Origin of the sequence: Pseudomonas sp. R2-7-07, from assembly GCF_003852355.1 — a bacterium.
Lineage (GTDB): Bacteria > Pseudomonadota > Gammaproteobacteria > Pseudomonadales > Pseudomonadaceae > Aquipseudomonas.
Genome location: NZ_CP027759.1, coordinates 3,937,752 through 3,959,985, shown reverse-complemented (window position 1 = coordinate 3,959,985; position 22,234 = coordinate 3,937,752). Strand labels below are relative to the sequence as shown.

Below are 22,234 nucleotides of genomic sequence, written 5' to 3'. Positions count from 1 at the left end.
CTTCCCGACTTTCCCGTAAGCCGATTTCAGGCAGGAACCCCATGATGGACGCCTTCGAACTTCCCCGCACCCTGGTCCAGTCCCTCCAACGCCGTGCCGCGCAGACGCCGGACCAGATAGCCCTGCGCTTTCTGGCCGAGTCCGCCGAGCACAGCGTGGTGCTCAGCTACCGTGACCTGGACCAGCGCGCCCGCACCATCGCCGCCGCCTTGCAAGCCGATGTCGCGATGGGCGAGCGCGCAGTGCTGTTGTTCCCCAGCGGCCCGGACTATGTCGCAGCGTTCTTCGGCTGCCTGTACGCCGGGGTAATCGCGGTGCCGGCCTATCCGCCGGAATCCACCAAGCGGCATCACCAGGAGCGTTTGCTGTCGATCATCAGCGACGCCGAGCCGCGCCTGCTGCTGACCATCGCCAGCCTCGGCGAAAGCCTGGCGCAGATTGACCACGCACCACCGGTCTTGAGCGTAGACACCCTCGACGCACAGCTGGCTGATCACTGGGTCGCCCCCGAGCTGCAACCCGACGACATCGCATTCCTGCAATACACCTCCGGCTCCACCGCCCTGCCCAAGGGCGTGCAAGTCAGCCACGGCAACCTGGTGGCTAACGAAGTGCTGATCCGTCGCGGCTTTGGCATCGACCTCAACCCGCACGACGTCATCGTCAGCTGGCTGCCGCTCTACCACGACATGGGCCTGATCGGCGGCCTGTTGCAGCCGATCTTCAGCGGTGTGCCCTGCGTGTTGATGTCGCCGGCCTACTTTCTGGCGCGGCCGTTGCGCTGGCTGGAAGCGATCAGCGACTACGGCGGCACCATCAGCGGTGGTCCGGATTTCGCCTACCGCCTGTGCAGCGAGCGGGTCAGCGAGTCGGCCCTGGAACGCCTGGACCTGAGCCAGTGGCGCGTAGCCTATTCCGGTTCCGAACCGATCCGCCTGGACACCCTGGAGCGCTTTGCCGACAAATTCGCCGCCTGCGGTTTCACCTCAAGCAATTTCTTTGCTTCCTACGGGCTGGCCGAGGCGACCCTGTTCGTCGCGGGCGGCACCCGTGGCCAAGGCATCCCTGCGCTGCACGTCGATGAGCACGCGCTGGCCGCCAACCGCGCCGCGCCGGGGCAGGGCAGGGCCGTCATGAGTTGCGGCACCCCGCAGCCGGACCACGGCGTGCTGATCGCCGATCCCCACGCGCTGAGCGCGTTGGCCGACAACTGTGTCGGCGAACTCTGGGCGAGCGGCCCGAGCATCGCCCAGGGTTACTGGCGCAACCCTGAAGCCACCGCCAAGACATTCGTCCAGCACGCCGGCCGGACCTGGCTGCGCACCGGCGACCTGGGGTTTATCCGTGACGGCGAGGTGTACATCACCGGGCGCTTGAAAGACCTGCTGATCGTGCGCGGGCACAATCTGTATCCACAGGACATCGAGCAAACCATCGAGCGTGAGGTCGAGGTGGTGCGCAAAGGCCGGGTGGCGGCCTTTGCGGTGAATGACCAGGGCCTGGAAGGCATCGGCATCGCTGCGGAAATCAGCCGCAGCGTGCAGAAAATCCTGCCGCCCGAAGCGCTGATCAAGGCGATTCGCCAAGCGGTGGCCGAGGCTTACCAAGAGGCGCCTAGCGTGGTGGTGCTGCTCAACCCTGGCGCGCTGCCGAAAACCTCCAGCGGCAAGGTGCAACGGGCGGCGTGTGCGCTGCGCCATGCCGATGGCAGCCTCGACCGCTATGCGCAGTTTCCCGAGGTGCAAGCGCCGGCGAGTGAGGTTGCGCTGGCGTCGGCCCTGCAACAGCAGATCGCGGCGATCTGGTGTGAGCAGCTGCAAGTGGCCACGGTTGCCGCCGATGATCATTTTTTCCTGCTCGGCGGCAACTCCATAAGCGCCACCCAGGTGGTCGCGCGCCTGCGTGAAACCCTGGGCCTGGAGCTGAACCTGCGCCTGCTGTTCGAGGCGCCCACCCTGCAAGGCTTCGCCACCAGCGTCGCGCAGGTGCAGCAGGCCGGCGGCGTTGCACAAGGCGCAATGGCTGCGCTGTCGCGCCAGCACGGGCTGCCGCAATCCCTGGCCCAGAACCGCTTGTGGATCACCTGGCAGCTGGACCCTCACAGCAGCGCCTACACCATCCCCGGCGCCCTGCGCCTGCGCGGCGCGTTGGATGAAGACGCGCTGCGCTCAAGCTTCCAGCACCTGGTCCAGCGCCACGAAGCCCTGCGCACGCGTTTCTATGAGCGTGACGGCGAAGGGTTCCAGCGCATCGAGTCCAGTGCGGTGTTCGACCTGCACACCATCGACCTCAGCGACCTGCCCGGCGCCGAGCGCGAAGCCCGTGCGCAGCAAATCCGTGAAGACCAGGCACGTACTTCGTTCGACCTGGAAAAAGGCCCGCTGCTGAGGGTGACCCTGGTGCGCCTGGATGAAGAAGACCACCAGTTGCTGGTCACCCTGCACCACATCATCGCCGATGGCTGGTCGCTGACTATTCTGATCGACGAGTTCTCCCGTCTCTACGCGGCCGCGTCCCAGGGCCAACCCCTGGAGCTGCCGCCACTGAGCCTGCAATACGCCGACTACGGCAGTTGGCAGCGCCAATGGCTGGCCGCAGGTGAAGGCCAGCGGCAACTAGCGTACTGGCAGGCAACGCTTGAGGGCGATCACCCAACGCTCGACCTGGCCACTGACCACCCGCGCTCGGCGCAGCGTCTGAACAGCGCCTCGCGCCATACCGTACGCCTGAGCGCCAAGCTCAGTGACGCGATTCGCCAGACCGCACAGGCCCATGAAGCCACCCCATTCATGCTGCTGCTGGCCGCGTTCCAGACGCTGTTGTATCGCTACAGCGGCCAGCGCGATATCCGCATCGGTGTGCCCAATGCCAATCGCTCACGCCAGGAAACCCAAGGGCTGGTCGGGTTCTTCATCAACACCCTGGTATTGCGTGCCGAGCTCGACGGGCTCCAGCCTTTCAACCAGCTGTTGGCCGCGACACGCCAGGCGGCAATGGACGCCCAGGCGCATCAGGACCTGCCGTTCGAACAACTCTTGGAGGCCTTCCCCCAGGCGCGGGAACAGGGCCTGTTCCAAGTCATGTTCAACCACCAGCAACGTGACCTCAGCGCCCTGCGCCGCCTGCCGGGCCTGCTCGCCGAGGAGCTGCCGTGGCACAGCCGCGAAGCCAAGTTCGACCTGCAACTGCACAGCGAAGAAGACCGCACCGGGCGCTTGAGCCTGGCCTTCGACTACGCCGATGAGCTGTTCGAGCCGGCAACCGTGCAGCGCCTGGCCGAGCATTACATCCACCTGCTGCAAGCGGTCTGCGAACAACCGCAGCAAGCCTTGGGCGAGCTGAAACTGACCGCAGAGGACGAGCAACAGGCGTGGAGCCAGGCACCCTGCGCGCCGGCCCGGCAGTGGTTGCCCGAGCTGCTCAACCAGCACACCTCGCACGCCCCCGCGCTGGTCTGGCAAGCGGGCAGCTTGAGCTTTGCCCAGTTGCATACCCAGGCCAACCGCTTGGCGCATTACCTGCGCGACAAGGGCGTCGGCCCGGACGTCTGCGTGGGCATCGCCGCCGAGCGTTCGCCGCAGTTGCTGATCGGTCTGCTGGCGATCCTCAAGGCCGGCGGCGCTTATGTGCCGCTGGACCCGGAGTACCCCACCGAGCGCCTGGCCTACATGCTTGAGGACAGCGGCGTGCACCTGCTGTTGACCCAAACCGCACTGCTGGAACAACTGCCGACGGTGGCAGGCGTGTGTGTGATCGCCATGGACAGCCTGCACCTGGACCGCTGGCCGACCCAGCCACCGGGCCTGCACCTGCATGCCGACAACCTTGCCTACGTGATCTACACCTCCGGCTCCACCGGCCAGCCCAAAGGCGTGGGCAATACCCATGCGGCGCTGGCCGAGCGGTTGCAGTGGATGCAAGCCACCTACACGTTGGACGCCGGCGACGTGCTGATGCAAAAGGCGCCGATCAGTTTCGACGTGTCGGTGTGGGAGTGTTTCTGGCCGCTGATCACAGGGTGCCGTCTGGTACTGGCCGGCCCTGGCGAGCACCGTGACCCTCATCGCATCGCGCAACTGGTGCAGGAACATGGCGTGACCACGCTGCACTTCGTGCCGCCGCTGTTGCAGTTGTTTATCGATGAACCCTTGGTGGCCGAATGCACCAGCCTGCGCCGCCTGTTCTCCGGCGGCGAAGCCTTGCCCGCGCAGTTGCGCAACCGCGTCCTGGCGCGCCTGCCGGCGGTGCAACTGCACAACCGTTATGGCCCGACCGAAACCGCGATCAACGTCACCCATTGGCACTGCGCCGTGGAGGATGGCGAGCGCTCGCCGATAGGCCGGCCACTGGGCAATGTGATCTGCCGGGTGCTCGACGACCAGCTCAATCCGTTGCCGGCCGGTGTGCCGGGTGAACTGTGCATCGGCGGCATCGGCCTGGCGCGCGGTTACCTCGGCCGTGCAGGGCTCACCGCCGAACGCTTTGTCGCCGACCCGCTGGGCGCAGCCGGGACGCGTCTGTATCGCACCGGTGACCGTGCGCGCTGGAGTGTCGATGGCGTGCTTGAATATCTGGGCCGTCTCGATCAGCAGGTCAAGCTGCGCGGCTTTCGGGTGGAACCGCAGGAAATCGAAGCCCGCCTGTTGGCGTTGGACGGCATCGCCCACGCCGTGGTGCAGGTGCGGGACGGCCAGTTGATCGGTTACTACACCGGCCCGGCCGAACTGGATGCACAGGCAGTGAAAGCCGCCCTGGCCGTTGACCTGCCCGAGTACATGGTGCCTGCCTACCTGATGCGCCTGGACGCGATGCCCCTGAGCCCCAGTGGCAAACTCGACCGCCGCGCACTGCCCGAACCGGTGTGGCAAACCCGCGAACACGTCGAACCGGAAACGCCGCTGCAGCAGCAAATTGCCGCGATCTGGCGAGAAGTGCTCGGCCTGCCACGGATCGGCCTGCGCGACGACTTTTTCGCCCTCGGCGGCCACTCGCTGCTGGCCACGCAAATCGTCTCCCGCACCCGCCAGGCCTGCGATGTCGAACTGCCGTTGCGCACCTTGTTCGACGCCAGCGAGCTGGGCGACTTCGCCGCGCAAGTGGGCCTGATCCAGGCCTCGGGCCAACGCAACCAACAGACTGCAATCGCCAAGGTCGACCGCAGCCAACCCGTGCCACTGTCCTATTCCCAGCAGCGCATGTGGTTCCTCTGGCAGATGGAACCGGACAGCCCGGCTTATAACGTCGGCGGCATGGCGCGCTTATGCGGGGTGCTGGATGTGGGGCGTTTCGAGGCGGCGTTGCAGGCCTTGATCATGCGTCACGAAACCCTGCGCACCACCTTCCCGAGCGTCGATGGCGTGGCCTGTCAGAAAGTCTCGCCACAGACCGGCCTGCGCATGGACTGGCAGGACGTCTCGGCACTGACTGAAACCGAGCGCCAGCAGCGCTTGCAGCAACTGGCGGATCAGGAAGCGCATACGCCGTTCAACCTGGAAACCGGGCCGTTGCTGCGCGCTTGCCTGGTCAAGGCAGGTGAGCAGGAGCATTACCTGGTGCTGACCCTGCACCATATCGTCACCGAAGGCTGGGCCATGGACATCTTTGCCCGTGAGCTCAGTGGGCTCTACGAAGCCTTCATCGACGAGCGCGACTCACCGCTGGCGCCACTGCCGGTGCAATACCTGGACTACAGCGTGTGGCAGCGCCAGTGGTTGGAAGCGGGCGAGCGCCAACGCCAGCTGGATTACTGGACCGCGCAACTGGGCAGCGAACATCCGCTGCTGGAACTGCCTGGCGACCGCCCGCGCCCGGCGGTGCAAAGTCACCGGGGCGAGCTGTATCGCTTCGACCTGAGCGACGCGCTGGCCGCCCGTGTTCGCGCGTTCAACGCCGAGCATGGCCTGACCCTGTTCATGACCATGACCGCCACCCTGGCCGTGTTGCTCTACCGCTACAGCGGCCAGACCGACCTGCGCATCGGCGCGCCGGTAGCCAATCGGATCCGTCCGGAAAGCGAAGGGCTGATCGGTGCGTTCCTCAACACCCAGGTAGTGCGTTGCCAACTCGATGGGCAGATGAATGTCGCGCAGCTGTTCGAGCAGGTGCGTCACACCGTGATCGAAGGCCAGTCCCATCAGGACCTGCCGTTCGACCATCTGGTGGAGGCGCTGCAACCGCCGCGCAGCGCCGCATATAACCCGCTGTTCCAGGTGATGTGCAACGTGCAGCGCTGGGAGTTCCAGCAACGCCGCCAACTGGCCGGCATGAGCGTCGAGTACCTGGCCAACGATGCCCGCGCCACCAAGTTCGACCTCAACCTGGAAGTCACTGACCTCGACTATCGCCTGGGCTGCTGCCTGACCTACAGCACCGATTTGTTCGACGAGCCGCGCATTGCCCGCATGGCCGCGCATTGGCGCAACCTGCTGGAAGCGCTGATCGACAATCCGAAGCAACGCCTCAGCGAATTGCCCATGCTCAGCGCAACCGAGCAGCACGCAGTGCAGGACAGCCTCGGGGTGGAGGCCGGTGAGCATCGGCTCGACCAGTGCATTCACCCACTGTTCAGTGAGCAGGCGCGCAAGCGTGCCGATGCGCCGGCGCTGACCTTTGCCGGGGTGACGCTCACTTACGCCGAACTTGACGCCCGCGCCAATCGCCTGGCCTGGATGCTGCGCGAGCGCGGCGTTGGCCCGCAGGTGCGCGTCGGCCTGGCGCTGCCGCGTTCGCTGGAAATGGTCATCGGCCTGCTGGCGATCCTCAAGGCCGGCGGCGCCTACGTGCCGCTGGACCCGGAATACCCGCTGGACCGCCTGCATTACATGATCGAAGACAGCGGCATCGGCCTGCTGCTCAGCGATGCGCCGATGTTCGATGCCCTTGGCCCGTTGCCCGCGAACGTCGCGACCTGGTGCCTGGAACACGACCTGCCGCTGCTGAGCAACTACCCGGCCGGCGAGCTGCCGATGATCAGCCTGGCGCAACACCCGGCGTACCTGATCTACACCTCCGGTTCCACCGGCAAGCCCAAAGGCGTGGTGGTGTGCCATGGTGAAATCGCCATGCATTGCCAGGCGGTGATCCAGCGTTTCGGCATGCGCCCGGACGACTGCGAACTGCACTTTTATTCGATCAACTTTGACGCCGCCACTGAGCGCTTGTTGGTGCCGTTGCTCAGCGGTGCCCAGGTGGTAGTGCGCGCCCAGGGCCAATGGGATGCCGAGGAAATCTGCGCGCTGATCCGCACGCACCGCATCAGCATCCTTGGGTTTACGCCCAGCTACGGCAGCCAGTTGGCGCAGTGGCTGGCCACGCAACAGCAGACCCTGCCGGTGCGCATGTGCATCACCGGCGGTGAAGCCTTGACCGGCGAACACCTGCAACGCATTCGCAGCGCGTTCCAGCCACAGATGTTCTTCAACGCCTATGGCCCGACCGAAACCGTGGTGATGCCACTGGCCTGCCTGGCGCCGGAGCAACTGGAAGAGGGCGCTGCCAGCGTGCCGATCGGCAGCATCATCGGCGCACGCGTGGCTTACATTCTCGATGCCGACCTGGCCCTGGTGCCGCCAGGCGCCAGCGGTGAGTTGTATGTCGGCGGAGCAGGCCTGGCCCAGGGGTATCACCAGCGTCCGGGGATGACAGCGGAGCGTTTTGTCGCTGACCCGTTTGCCGCAAATGGCGGGCGTCTGTACCGCACCGGTGACCTGGTGCGCCAACGTGCCGATGGGTTGGTGGAATACTTGGGGCGTATCGACCATCAAGTGAAGATTCGCGGGTTCCGCATTGAGTTGGGCGAGATCGAAACCCGCCTGTTGGAACATGACGCCGTGCGCGAAGCGGTGGTGCTGGCGCTGGATTCGCCGAGTGGCAAACAGCTGGTGGCGTATCTGGTCAGCGACGCTGAGCACGGCGCGTTGCGCGAGGCGGTGAAGGCCCGGCTCAAGGCGCAACTGCCGGACTACATGGTGCCCGCCCATGTGATGGTGCTCGACAGCATGCCGCTGACCGCCAACGGCAAGCTCGACCGGCGCGCCTTGCCCGAGCCGGACCCCGAGGCGAATCGACAACAGTATGTGGCGCCACGCAATGCGCTGGAGCACAGCCTGGCAGCGATCTGGTGCGCGGTGTTGAACCTGCAGCAAGTCGGCCTGGACGATAACTTCTTCGAGCTGGGTGGCGATTCAATCCTGTCGATCCAGGTGGTCAGCCGTGCGCGGCAGGCGGGCATTCATTTCAGCCCGCGTGACCTGTTCCAGCACCAGACCGTGCAAAGCCTGGCTGCCGTCGCTACACGCGCCGAGCAGGTCAGCGCCGAGCAAGGTGTGATTACCGGAGCCTCGGCCCTTACGCCGATCCAGCAGTGGTTCTTCGACACCGATATTCCGGCGCGTCAGCACTGGAACCAGGCGCTGCTGCTCAAGCCGCTGCAACTGCTCGACCCGCGCCGCCTGGAGCAAGCCCTGCTGGCGGTGCTGGAGCATCACGACGCGCTGCGCCTGAGCTTCACCCGGCGCGACGCCCAGTGGCACGCCGAACACCTGGCCGTGCCCGAAGGTGGCGTACTGATGCAGGCCCAAGTGCGCGACATGGCCGACTGCACCGCGCTGTACACCGACACCCAGCGCAGCCTCGACCTGCAACACGGCCCGCTGCTGCGTGCCTTGCTGGTGGACGGCCCCCAAGGCCAGCAGCGCCTGCTGATCGTAATCCATCACCTGGTGGTGGACGGCGTGTCATGGCGCGTGTTGCTCGAAGACCTGCAAACTGTTTATCGCCAACTGAGCGATGGCCAGTCCGTCAGCCTGCCGGCCAAGACCAGCGCGTTGCGCGAGTGGGCGGCGCGTTTGCAGGCGTATGCCCACAGCGAATCCCTGCGCGAAGAGCTGAGCCTGTGGCAAGCGCAGTTGGCTGGCCCGGCGCTGGCGTTGCCGGTGGCTCGCCCACAAGGTGCACGGCGCAACCGTGACGCGCAGACGGTCAGCGTGCGCCTGGATGCCGAACGCACCCGGCAATTGCTGCAACACGCACCAAGCGCCTATCGCACCCAGGTCAACGACCTGCTGCTGACCGCCCTGGCCCGCGTGCTGTGCCGCTGGAGCGGCCATGATTCGGCGTTGATTCAACTGGAGGGCCACGGCCGCGAAAGCCTGTTCGATGACATCGACCTGACCCGCAGCGTCGGCTGGTTCACCAGTGCTTATCCGCTGCGCCTGACCCCGCAGGCGCAACCGGGCGATTCGATCAAGGCCATCAAGGAGCAACTGCGCGGCGTGCCGCATAAAGGTCTGGGCTACGGCGTGCTGCGCTACCTGGCGGACGACCTGTGCAAACGCACCCTGGCGGCGCTGCCGGGCGCCGATATCACCTTCAATTACCTCGGCCAGTTCGACCAGAGCTTCGGCGCCGATGCGCTGTTCCATCCGCTGGATGAATCCGCCGGGCTCGCGCACGATCCGGACGCGCCGCTGCCCAACGAGCTGAGCGTCGACAGCCAGGTGTACGGCGGCGAACTGGCGCTGCGCTGGACCTTCAGCCGTGAACGCCACGATCAACACACTATCCGCGCACTGGCCGAGGCGTATCTGGCCGAGCTGCACAGCCTGATCGCCCATTGTCTCGAAGACGATGCTGGCGGCTTCACGCCGTCCGACTTCCCCCTGGCCCAACTGACCCAGGCGCAACTGGACAGCTTGCCAGTACCAGCCAACGCCATCGAAGACGTCTACCCGCTGACCCCGATGCAAGAGGGCCTGCTGCTGCACACCCTGCTGGAACCGGGCACCGGCCTGTATTACATGCAGGACCGCTACCGCATCGACAGCGCCCTGGACCCCGAGCGTTTCGCCGAGGCCTGGCAACGGGTGATCGCCCGCCACGAAGCCTTGCGCGCCTCGTTCTGCTGGAACGTCGGCGAAGACATGCTGCAAGTGATCCACAAGCCGGGCAGCACGCCGATCGAATACCTGGACTGGAGCGCCGATCCCGAGCACGAGCACGAACCGCGTCTGCAAGCCTTGCTCAAGGCCGAGCGCGAAGCCGGTTTCGATCTGCTCAACCAGGCGCCGTTCCACCTGCGCCTGATCCGCGTGGGCGAGGCGCGCTACTGGTTCATGATGAGCAATCACCACATCCTCATCGATGCCTGGTGCCGTTCGCTTTTGATGAATGATTTTTTCGAAATCTACAGGGCCCTGGGCGAAGGTCGCGATGCGCAACTGGCGACGCCGCCGCGTTACCGCGACTACATCGCCTGGCTGCAACGCCAGGACCTGGACGAAGCGCGCCAGTGGTGGCAGCACAACTTGCAAGGGTTCGAGCGCACCACGCCGATCCCGAGCGACCGGCCCTTCCTGCGCGAACACGCAGGCCACAGCGGCGGCATGGTGGTGGGCGATTGTTACACCCGTCTGGATGCCCGTGATGGCGCGCAATTGCGCGAGCTGGCCCAGGCCCACCAATTGACCGTCAACACCTTCGCCCAGGCGGCCTGGGCGTTGGTACTGCGGCGCTTGAGCGGCGAGCGTGACGTGCTGTTCGGCGTCACCGTGGCCGGGCGTCCGGTGCAGATGCCCGAGATGCAACGCACCGTCGGCTTGTTCATCAACAGCATCGCCCTGCGGGTAAAACTGCCGGCAGACGACCAGCGTTGCAGCGTGCGCGACTGGCTGAGCGGCCTGCTCGACAGCAATATGCAATTGCGCGAGTACGAATACCTGCCCCTGGTAACGATTCAGGAACTCAGCGAACTGCCCAAGGGCCAGCCGCTGTTCGACAGCCTGTTCGTGTTCGAAAACGCCCCGGTGGAAACCTCGGTGCTGAGCCAAGCGCAAAGCCTGAAAGCCACCTCGGACTCCGGCCGCACCCACACCAACTTCCCGCTGACCGCCGTGTGCTACCCCGGCGATGATCTTGGCCTGCACCTGTCCTACGACCAGCGCTACTTCGATGAAAGCACCGTGCAAGGCATGCTCGGCGAGTTCAAGCGCCTGCTGCTGGCGCTGGTGCAGGGCTTCCATGGCGACATGGCCGAGCTGGCGCTGATTGGCGAGCAGGAACGTGAATTCCTGGTGCACGGCTGCAACCAGAGCGAACACGACTATCCGCTGCAGCGCAGCTATATCGAGCTGTTCGAGGAACAGGTGGCGCAGCATCCACAGCGTATCGCCGCCAGTTGTCTCGACCGGCAATGGAGCTATGACGAGTTGAACCGGCGCAGTAACGGCCTGGGGCATGCGCTGATCGCGGCGGGTGTCGGCCCGGACCAGCCGGTGGCGTTGCTGGCCGAGCGTAATCTGGAGCTGCTGGGCATGATCATCGGCAGCTTCAAGGCCGGTGCCGGCTACTTGCCGCTGGACCCGGGGCTGCCGAGCCCGCGCCTGAGCCGCATCATCGACCTGAGCCGCACGCCGTTGCTGGTGTGCAGCGAAGCCTGCCGGGAACAGGCCATCGAACTGCTCGAAGGCTTCGACTGCCAGTTGCTGGTGTGGGAGGAAGTACCGGCGCGGGGTGAGAATCCAGGTGTCTATAGCGCTCCGGACAACCTCGCCTATGTGATCTATACCTCGGGTTCCACCGGCTTGCCCAAAGGCGTGATGGTCGAACAGCGCGGCATGCTCAATAACCAGTTGAGCAAGGTGCCCTACCTGCAACTGAGCGAGACGGATGTAATCGCGCAGACGGCTTCGCAAAGCTTCGATATTTCCGTGTGGCAATTCCTCGCTGCGCCGCTGTTCGGCGCGCGGGTAGACATCGTGCCCAACAGCCTTGCCCATGATCCCCAGGGCTTGCTGGCCCATGTCCAGGCACAGGGCATTACTGTGCTGGAAAGCGTGCCGTCACTGATCCAGGGCATGCTCGCCCAGGACGCTGTCCGCCTCGACGGCCTGCGCTGGATGCTGCCGACCGGGGAAGCGATGCCGCCGGAGCTGGCGCACCAGTGGCTGTTGCGCTACCCGCACATCGGCCTGGTCAACGCATACGGCCCGGCGGAATGCTCGGACGATGTGGCGTTCTACCGTGTCGACCTGGCCTCGACGCGGGGCACCTATTTGCCGATTGGCATGCCCACCGACAACAACCGCTTGTACCTGTTGGACGGCGCACTGGAATTGGTACCGCAAGGCGCTGTCGGCGAACTGTGCGTGGCCGGCACCGGGGTCGGTCGTGGTTACGTCAGCGACCCGTTGCGCACCGCACCGGTGTTCGTGCCGAACCCGTTCGGAGCACCAGGCGAGCGGCTGTACCGCACCGGCGACCTGGCACGGCGGCGCAGTGACGGCGTGTTGGAGTATGTCGGGCGGGTTGACCACCAGGTGAAGATTCGCGGCTACCGCATCGAACTGGGTGAAATCGAAGCGCGCCTGCACGAACAACGTGAAGTGCGTGATGTGGCGGTGGCTGTGCAAGAGGGCGTCAATGGCAAACACCTGGTTGGCTATCTGGTGGCTGCGGATGAGGCGTTGAACCCTGGCGAACGCCTGGACCGTATCAAGCAACGCCTGCGCGCCGAACTGCCGGAATACATGGTGCCGCTGCACTGGCTGTGGCTTGAGCGCCTGCCGCTCAACGCCAACGGCAAACTCGACCGCAAGGCCCTACCGGCCCTGGAGATCGGCCAGTTGCACAGCCAGGACTACCTGGCACCGCGCAATGAACTGGAAACCGCCCTGGCCGCGATCTGGGCCGAAGTGCTCAAGGTCGAACGGGTAGGGGTGCAGGACAACTTCTTCGAACTGGGCGGACACTCGCTGCTGGCGACACAGATCGCTTCACGGGTGCAGAAGACGCTGCAGCGGGATGTGCCGCTGCGGGCGATGTTCGAATGCAGCACGGTGGCGGAGCTGGCCGAGTATATCGAGGGGTTGGCGGGGAATGAGATCAGTGCCGAGAAGGTGGATCGGTTGAGTGATTTGATGGCGGAACTGGAGGGATTGTAAGGCGGCCGTTGGTCTGGAAGATCGGGTTTTTCCAGCAGAACTGTCAATTCTGACAGTAGGCAGGATTCCTGATCCACGTGTTAGATAACCGCAGTTTCCGGCCCATCCGGCCGGGCCCGACGGTGATCTAACGCTGGACAGGAGTCTTATCGTGGCGAGCAAAATACCTGCAAAAAAAAACGGTTCCGTTCAGACAGCTAATTCGCTGCCAGCCGTTGAAACGGAACTGCCCTATGCGATTATCGAGCACGCTGCGAACAACAGCGTGCTGTATCCCATTGATGCGATTGATGGCACGACGGCCACGCTGACGCTGCCGGCGAATGCCACCAACGTCATGTTCTATATGGCGGTCAAGGATCAGGACCAGCCAAGCTTCGAGCCGATCTCTGTGGAAAACGGCGTCAATGTCGTCGACATTCCGGCACGGTGGATCAGCTACTGCATCGGGCACACGGTATTGATCAAGTACACGGCCAATGCAGGGGGGCGGGCACTGGAATCCCTGACCCTGGAGTTGGAAATCCAACAGATCAGGGAGGAGCATCTCGTCGTCTCAAGGCCGGTGTTTACCCATGCCAAGGAGCAGTGGAGTACCTGGTACCTGCGTATGCAGGAGTTTACGGGGGATGAAATTGTCGCGATCAAGGCCTGGCCGATGATTCAACCCGGGCAGCGGTTGTTTGTCGTTGTTGCGGGTAACCAGCATGTCGCGCCTTATCGCTTCGCCTGGGTGGCCAGGGATCATGTGGTGCAGGAGCACGAAGCCCATCCAGACCATGTTTTCCGCTTTACGCTTTCGCGAGGCTGGCTGTCCAGGCTGGACGACTATTCGGCGATCACCGCCCATCTGGGCGTGATTTGGGACACCACCGCCCCGGTATACCCTGCGCCTGGCGATCCGCTTCTGGAGAATCCGCTCCCAGTGAACGCCGAGGATTTCCACCTGCGCACCACTTCGTTGTTGCTGGTCGACCCCGGACAGGAACTGAACCCACCGCACTTGAAGGAGTCGGTGGAGCTACGCCCAGGTCAATGGCAGGTCAACCCTACCAATACGGTCAACGGCGGGCATGCAATCGTCAGCTACGACGGCATGTTCGAGGGCGACCATGTCTGTGCCTATGCGTCGGGCCCGAATTACGCGCCGGTGGCCCTCGGCTGCCAGGACGTGAAGAAAGACGAGACGAGCCTGTCGTACGATGTTGCCCCCGATATCGTTGCAGCGCTGTTCGACAAGACGCTGACGCTCAACTACTGCCTCCAGTTCAACAGTTATCTACCCCAATCTTCCCCCGATCGCCACATCAAAGTGCTTGCTCCGCACCTGACCACACCGGATATCGAAGAAGCGACGATGGGGACCGTTAATCTCACTACGTTCAACAACGATGCCACGGGTGTGGTACCTCTTTTTGACTATGCCAAAGAGGGCCAATGTTGCTGGATGTGGCTGACGGGCGTGGATGAGGACGGCGCGGCCTTGCAGTTGGATGTGTTGCAGGACGTGCCACTGAAGCCGCACTGGCTAATCGATGGCGTGGATACGTCCATCGTCCGGAATGCTCTGAAAAAACTGGCGGATTGCAGCGACTTCAAGCTGCATTTTGCGGCGAGCTTCGATGGACAGTGCGATCGATCGACCGCCCACGAATTCCCGGCTCGATCTTTCGCCATCGTCCAGGAACAGCGAGTGCTCAAAGCGCCCACCGTGCATGAGGCTGTGGGCAACGAGCTGACCGTGTGGAATGGACGAAATGGCGTGCATGTCGAGGTGAGTTACCTCGGTAACCACCCCAGTCACACCCTCAGTCTGTGCTGGACGAAGCCAGACGGAGCGTGCTGGCCGCTGGACTCCCAGCCGGGCACCGCCAGCGGAACCACTACTTTTTTGGTACCTCGAGAGGCGGTGATCGAAAGCATCGGCAAAACGGTAAAGATCAACTACACCGTCACCAGTGCTTGCAAGGTGCAGACTTCAGATGATTTGAATTTGCACATCAGCGTACCGGTGCGCCTGCCGACGCCGGTGGTGGAACAGGCCACGCCACGCGCTACTCAATACGGCATTCTCGATCTGGCTACCTTCCCCGCAGATGCTCTAATCACAGTTGAAACCTGGTGGTTTGCACTGGCCGGGCAACGTGTCTGGCTCAAATGCACGGGTATCAAAAAAGATGGCACTGAGCATACTTTCTATGTGGTGAAGGGCCTGCCGCTTACCGCCGAGGAGGCCCAAGCGGGGCTCTCTCAAACGATGAGTCGATCAGATATTTTGCTGTTAAAACATGATTCTCCGCTGACCGTCACCTGCATTACAGCGCCAGATAGCAACGATCCAGAAAGGGATTCCATCACTTTTCCAGTGTTGAACCTGATTGTGAAGCGGCAACTGATCTGTCAGGAAGAGCGCTTTGAGGGATTGGCGCAGGGGACGTTTGCCGCAGGCGGCAGTATTCAGACGAAGTTGATGAAAATAACCTTTCAATCGGGGGCGGGTCTGGCGGGTATAACGACCTATGGTAACGACAACTATTACTCAGGTAACCACCTTGTCATGTGCCAACATTCCGATCATCAAATTCCACCACAGCTGCATCGATTTGATTTCAGTCGTGAGCTGGAATCTGTCAGGTTCAGTTGGTCCTGGAAACAACGTCCAGGGACAGTCACCTTTTATGGCCCCGCCGGTAATGTGGTCCGGCAAGAGACCTATACCGAGGATTGGCGAGGCGGTTTCTGGGTCGAGTTGGCAACGTCGCCTGGGACCTCGGTAGCGTGGATGACGGTACTTGTAGAGGACTACTCGTTTATCGATAACTTCAGCATGTGCTACCGCGAGTAAGCTGTGTTTGCTGATATACAGTTAGCGAACCCCATGAGTTGTTGTTCTAGGTGAGTGCCCGCCCAGTGCGGGTATTCTCCTGGCTGAGTTGGCGTTGCATGGATGGCGCATTGGCGGGGTTTTGAGACGGCCGCTGGTCTGAAACGCCTAGACTGTCCAGCAGAACTGTTAATTCTGACAGTAGGCAAGGTTCTTGATCCAAGGGTTAGATAACCGCAGTTTCTGGCCAGTCTGGCCAGTCCCGACGGTGATCTAACGCTGGACAGGAGTCTTATCGTGGCGAGCAAAATACCTGCAAAAAAAACCGGTTCCGTTCAGGCAGCTAATTCGCTGCCAGCTGTTGAAACGGAACTGCCCTATGCGATTATCGAGCACGCTGCGAACAACAGCGTGCTGTATCCCATTGATGCGATTGATGGCACGACGGCCACGCTGACGCTGCCAGCGAATGCCACCAACGTCATGTTCTATATGGCGGTCAAGGATCAGGACGAGCCGAGATTCGAGCCAGTTTCTGTCGAAAACGGCGTGAATGTCGTCGACATTCCGGCACCGTGGGTCAGCTACTGCATCGGGCACACGGTATTGATCAAGTACACGGCCAATGCAGGGGGGCGGGCATTGGAGTCCTTGACGCTGGAGCTGGAAATCCAACAGATCAGGGAGGAGCATCTCGTCGTCTCAAGGCCGGTGTTTACCCATGCCAAGGAGCAGTGGAGTACCTGGTACCTGCGCATGCAGGAGTTTACGGGGGATGAAATTGTCGCGATCAAGGCCTGGCCGATGATTCAACCCGGGCAGCGGTTGTTTGCCGTTGTTGCGGGTAACCAGCATGTCGCGCCCTATCGCTTCGCCTGGGTGGCCAGGGATCATGTGGTGCAGGAGCACGAAGCCCATCCAGACCATGTTTTCCGCTTTACGCTTTCGCGAGGCTGGCTGTCCAGGCTGGACGACCATTCGGCGATCACCGCCCACCTGGGGGTGATTTGGGACACCACCGCCCCGGTATACCCTGCGCCTGGCGATCCGCTTCTGGAGAATCCGCTCCCAGTGAACGCCGAGGATTTCCACCAGCGCACTACCTCATTGCTACGCGTCGACCCTGCGCTGGATCTGAAACCGCCGCACTTGCGCGAGTCTGCGCATTACAACGGTGAGTGGTGCCTCAATCCTGAAAACACCCAGGAGGGAGGGGAGATCGTCATCCAGGGGCTGGACACTTACAAAGGTGACGAGGTGCGGTTTTATGTAAGCGGGCCCGGTTATGCGAAAAAGCCGTTGGGGGATTACACGGTTGAACAGGACGGCGAGATGCCTCTCGTCAAACTGCCGGCCTGTGTGGTGGCATGTTTCTTCAACAAGCAGATGACGTTGAGCTATGACCTCGCCGTCAGTGGCAGGGTACAGCCGTCCCCAGTAAGGGTGATCAAGGTTTTAACCGCCGAATTTGAGCGCCCGTTGATTGAAGAAGCGAACCCGGATCGGTTGTTGTGCCTTGATAACTTTTCAGGGGATGCAAACGTGATAGCGCCCTTGGGGGCATATGGTCAGTGCGCGAGCCATTGCTGGATGTGGATCGATGCTAAACATGCAGACGGCAGCGCTTACCGCTTGGATATCCTGGACGGTGAAGTTGTCACGGACGCTTGGAAAAGCGACGCCGTCAGGGCTGATATTCCAAGGGTTGCATTGGAGAAGATCGGCGATTGCTCCAAGTTTGAACTGCGCGTCAAGGCCAGCTTTTGCGAGGCGAGCGAACTGAAGGACGTCCTCGAATTCCCACCCGCAACATTCACAATTTACCAGCAACCCCTGACGCCACGGGCACCCACAGTCAGGGAGGCACAGGGCGGTGTTTTGGTGGCGTGGAACGGTCGCGAAGGGGGGCATGTCGAGGCGGTTTACGATGGCTATCAGCCGAGCCACCAGCATACTGCCCAATGGTGCTTGAAAGGGGAGGACAGTTGCTGGTCACTGCCTTTGCAGCAGGGTACGTCCGACCCGGTCACTTTCCTTGCCTCCCGCGAACAAGTGATCAACAGCTTGCGCAAGACCGCACTGATTTCTTATACCGTGATCAATGCCTGCAAGCAGATGGTGTCCGAGACACTGGAGTTGCAGGTTGGTGAGCCCATCATGGCGCGGCGTCCTCGTCCCGTGGTGAGGCAGGCCACTGGCAACATCCTGGATCTGCGTACCTTCCCAGGGAAGGATGCAGAGGTCATCGTCAAGAGCTCCGATGTCGACGTCGATTTGGCGTGGTGGTTTTTCATGGAGGGGCATTTCGGGGTTATGACGCTTGAAGGAACTGCAAAAGATGGCTCTTCGACCACCGTACCGATCATGGCGAGGCGCCTCGAAAGCAGTGATAGGTACGAATTGTCGTGCTTGATCCCACGCTCGGATTTGGAGAAGTTAGCAAGTAATACGCAGATCACCATTAACTTTTCGCATTTCATAGGCCCAGATCCGGTTAAAAGCGTCGAGATCAAGTTTCAGCCGTTGACGTTGAACTTCATCAGAGCGCTTTACGACCTCACTGATTTTGACCCATCCGGCAAAGGCTGGAATGGTTGGCAGAGAGGCTTAGGCGCATTAGACCCCAACGATCTGGAGTTGAGAGATGATCCGTGGGGCGGCTGGATTGGTTACTGGTTGCGTGACTACAGTTATACAGATACATCCAACCCTGCTACTGAGAGCGAGAAAATGTTTAAGATTTTCACCGATCTGGAACCGGGGCGCTCATATCATTTCTCAGCCTTGGTCTGTAATAGTAGTGGTCAAGGCGCCTCCCCCCTCATGGCGTTAGCCGTTGATAGAAAAGATATAACCGCGGTGATACAACCTCCGACAACCTGGCAGACACTTGAGGGCGTATTCGTAGCTACTTCAAGGACCGCAAGACTTAGCGTTAATAATCACCAAATGGGTGCGGTCCGTGGTAACGATTTTGGAGTCACTATGCTCAAGCTCAACGAAGTCCAGCAATAGTTAACTGAGGTGGATCAAGCATAAGGCCTTCGATGTTCGGAGGCCTTATCCATAACGTATGCGCGTTGCTTATTTGGGCCCCAGTATCTTCACCAACTTCTCCGGCGACGGCGCCCCTTGCTGTTGCTGCAAGCCACCCTTGTCATCCAGATAGAAAATTGCCGGCGTCGCCGACAACTCCAGTTCCTCCATCAACTTCATATTGGCATCGAGCTTGGCCTCGATATCCGCCGGGATTTTGGCCAGTGCCTGCAACTTGCTGCCCTTGCCGGCGCCTTCGTGTTCTTCCAGGGCTTTTTGCGGGTCTTTGGCGGCTAACAGCGCTGCGGATTTGCCTGGGCTGTCTTCGCGGATGATGCCGACCATGATGTGGCGCAACTGCACCTTGCCGGCTTTTACCCAAGGGCGGGCTTGTTCCCAGAACATGTTGCAGTACGGGCAGTTGGGGTCGCTGAACAGGTAGACGGTGCGCGGTGCATTGACGTCGCCGTCCTGGATCCAGCTGCTCTTTTCCATCTTGGCCCAGACTTCCTTGGACATCGGTGCGTACACCAGTTTTTCCAGGGGCGCGCTGCTCAGGTCGTTGCCCTGGGCGTCGTACAGGTTGCCGGCGATCACGCTTTTGCCGTCGGCGGTCAGGTACAGCGCCATGCCGCGGTTCTGGTACTGCGCGGCGTAGCCGGTAAGGCCGCTGGGGGCGTCGAATTTGCCGAGGATTTTAGCGCCCTTGGCTTCGATCTGTTTGATCGGGGCCGGCCAGTCTTCGGCCTGGGCCAGGGTGGCGGCGAGCGTCAAAGGCAGCAGGGTCAGCAGGTGGCGGAGGCGAGGCATGTGGGTTTCCTTTGTGGGGCGGTGTCGAAGGGTTCCATGGCACGGGCCAGGCTGGCTTGGGACAGTTCGCCGAGGTGGCTGTTGATCAGGCGCCCGTCGGCTGTGTAGAACAGGGTGGTGGGCAGGGCCATGGAACCCACGGCCTGGCCGAGGCGACCGCTGGCGTCGAACAGCACGTTATCCAGGTTCAGGCCCTGAGTGGCCAGGTACGTGCTGACGCTTTGCATGCTCTCGGCCTGGTTGACGAACAGGAAGGTGACGTCCGGGCGTTGGTGCTGCGCGCGTTCCAGCACCGGCATTTCCCGACGGCACGGCGGGCACCAGGTGGCCCAGAGGTTGATCACCAGCGGGCCGCCTTTGTAATCGGCCAGTTGCACCACATTGCCGTTGGCATCGCGCAAGGTGATGTCCGGCAGTTGCGAGCCCTTGTCGTAAAGGTGCAGGGACAGGCTGGCCATGCCCCAGAACACCAGGCCGCTGATTACCCCGGCACTCAGTGGCTTGCGCAGGGCCGGGCGCCGCCAGCCGTAGGCCAGCGCTCCCAGCACCAAGGCGATAACGCCGGGCCAGGCGAGAAAGCCGCCGTCGCGCAGGTCGACCATCTGCAGCCAGTCGTTGCGGTAATCGCTCCAGTACATCAGTACAAAGCTGACGCGCGCGGTCAGCATGCCGAGCAGGAACAGGCTGAACAGCACCGATTCGGGGTTTTCACCGCCACGTTTGGCCACGCGCCAGCCCACCAGGGTGGCAAGAATCAGCGCGCTGATCAGCAGGATATGATTCAGGGCGATGGCGAAGGTGCCGATGGTGAGGGTCAGCATCAGCGCGCGTCTCGGGTTTGCGTCCAGCGTTGCAGGAAGGCGGCGGCATCCACTTCGCCGGTGATGCGCTGGGCACGACGTTCTTCACCGTCCGGGCCGATCCACACGAAGCTCGGTGGCCCAGGGACTTTGTAACGGCCAAGCAGTTCGCGGCTGGCGGCGTTGTCGGCGGTAACGTCCAGGCGCAGCAGGCGCACGTCTTTCAAGGCATCCATCACTTCAGGTCTACCGAACACCTGTTTTTCCATGATCTTGCACGACACGCACCAGTCGGCGTAGTAATCCACCAGCACCCATTGGCCCTGGGCCTTGGCGCTGTCGAGCTGGCTTTGCAGGGCGGCGGGGTCGTTGATGGTCACGAACGCATCGTGCGCGCTGGCGGTGACCGAGACCTGCGCGCCGCTGTAGACCTTCAGCGGTTGCCACAGCTCATCGCTGCCACCCGCCGCGCCCACTACCAATATCGCGCCCCACAGTCCCAGCAGCAGGGAACCGGCGCCACACACCTTGGCGGCCAGGCCGTATTCACGGGCCAGGGCCCAGCCACAATAGGCCATGACCAGCGCCAGTGCGCCCCACAGGCCGATCCACAGGCTTTCGTCGACCACCGGGCGGATCATCAGTACGGCGGTGCCGAGAAACAGGAAGCCGAAGATGCCCTTGAGCACGTTCATCCAGGTGCCCGGCTTGGGCAGGAACCGGTTGCCCACGGTGACCAGCAGCAACAGCGGGATGCCGATGCCGATGCCCATGGCAAACAGGATCAGGCCACCGTGCAGCGCATTGCCGCTCTGGGCGATATACAGCAAGGCGCCGGCCAGGGGGGCGGTCATGCACGGGCCCACCAGCAGGCCGGACAACGCGCCGAGAATGCCGGCACCGACCAGGCTGCCACCGCTTTGCTTGCGGCTGACATGGTCCAGGCGATCGCGCAGGAAGGCCGGCAGTTGCAGTTCAAAGAAGCCGAACATCGGCAGGGCAAGGAGCACGAACAACGCGGCGAAACTGCCGAGGATCCACGGGGTTTGCAGCAGTGCGGCAAGGTTGCCACCGAGCAACGCGGCCATCACGCCCAGCGCGGCATACACCAGGGCCATGCACACCACGTAGCTGCTGGCCAAGGCAAAGCCGCGACGCGGGCTGGCACCGCTGCCCACCACCAGCCCGGCGAGGATCGGCAGCATCGGCAGCGAGCAGGGCGCAAACGCCAACAACAGGCCCAGGCCGAAAAAGATCAACAGGCTCCAGCCCAGGCTGCGCTGTTGCAGGCCGCTGGCCAGGCTCTGGTCCTGGGCCTCGGCGGTGGCGGCGACTGCCGGGTTGCCGCCCAGGTCCACGGTGATCGATTGCGGCGGATAGCACAGGCCGGCATCGGCGCAGCCCTGCCAGCCCAGTTTGACCTGGCCGGTGGCGCCAGCCGGGATCTTCACTTCCAGGCCCTGGCGATACACTTGCTGTTCGCCGAAGAACTCGTCGCTATGGGCTTCGCCCTGGGGCAACACGGGCTTGTCGGCCAAGCCGTCGAACTTCATGCGCTGCTGGTACAGGTAGTAACCGTCGGCAATCTGCCAGTACAGCTGGGTCTCGCCGCTTTCAAGACGTTCGGAGGTAAAGGTGAACGCTTTGCCCACCGGCAGGAAATCAGGTTTGGTCTCGAAAGGGTTGCCCGGCGCGGCCTGGGCCAGCCCCGCGAACAACACCAGCAGAAAGGTCAATAGATGCCGCATGGTCCAGCCTTAGTTCGATACAAGTGAGACACACAGTGTGTGGCGTTGATTAACCGATGATTAACCGGGCGCTATTCT

6 protein-coding genes are annotated in these 22,234 nt (G+C 62.5%); 3 read left to right on the top strand and 3 right to left on the bottom strand.

All coding sequences use genetic code 11. The annotated features are described in order from the left end of the window. The first annotated feature begins 41 nt into the window (after positions 1 to 41). The 3 genes from C4J86_RS18060 (at position 42) to C4J86_RS18050 (ending at position 18,777) form a co-directional block, all read left to right on the top strand. Positions 42 to 12,938 carry a non-ribosomal peptide synthetase gene (locus tag C4J86_RS18060; RefSeq protein WP_124371397.1) on the top strand — a complete coding sequence of 4,299 codons (12,897 nt, stop codon included), beginning with the start codon at positions 42 to 44 and terminating at the stop codon, positions 12,936 to 12,938. Positions 12,939 to 13,089: 151 nt separating this feature from the next. After that, positions 13,090 to 15,783 carry a hypothetical protein gene (locus C4J86_RS18055; protein WP_124371396.1) on the top strand — a complete coding sequence of 898 codons (2,694 nt, stop codon included), beginning with the start codon at positions 13,090 to 13,092 and terminating at the stop codon, positions 15,781 to 15,783. Positions 15,784 to 16,059: 276 nt separating this feature from the next. Further along, on the top strand, positions 16,060 to 18,777 hold the full coding sequence (locus C4J86_RS18050) for a hypothetical protein (protein ID WP_124371395.1): 2,718 nt from the start codon (positions 16,060 to 16,062) through the stop codon (positions 18,775 to 18,777). Between the two features lie 69 nt (positions 18,778 to 18,846). On the opposite strand, the gene dsbG is transcribed toward C4J86_RS18050, so the two are convergent. The 3 genes from dsbG to dsbD are packed head-to-tail and all read right to left on the bottom strand — an operon-like array spanning position 18,847 to position 22,156. Next, positions 18,847 to 19,608, bottom strand: coding sequence for a thiol:disulfide interchange protein DsbG (gene dsbG / locus C4J86_RS18045; protein ID WP_124367825.1), 762 nt, complete (start codon positions 19,606 to 19,608; stop codon positions 18,847 to 18,849). Next, a complete protein-coding gene (locus C4J86_RS18040) occupies positions 19,584 to 20,429 on the bottom strand; it encodes a TlpA disulfide reductase family protein (protein WP_124371394.1) in 846 nt (281 codons plus the stop codon). The genes dsbG and C4J86_RS18040 overlap by 25 nt, the downstream gene beginning before the upstream one ends. Next, complete coding sequence (dsbD, locus tag C4J86_RS18035; protein WP_124371393.1) at positions 20,429 to 22,156, bottom strand: protein-disulfide reductase DsbD; 1,728 nt, start codon at positions 22,154 to 22,156, stop codon at positions 20,429 to 20,431. The genes C4J86_RS18040 and dsbD overlap by 1 nt, the downstream gene beginning before the upstream one ends. Between the last annotated feature and the right edge of the window lie 78 nt (positions 22,157 to 22,234).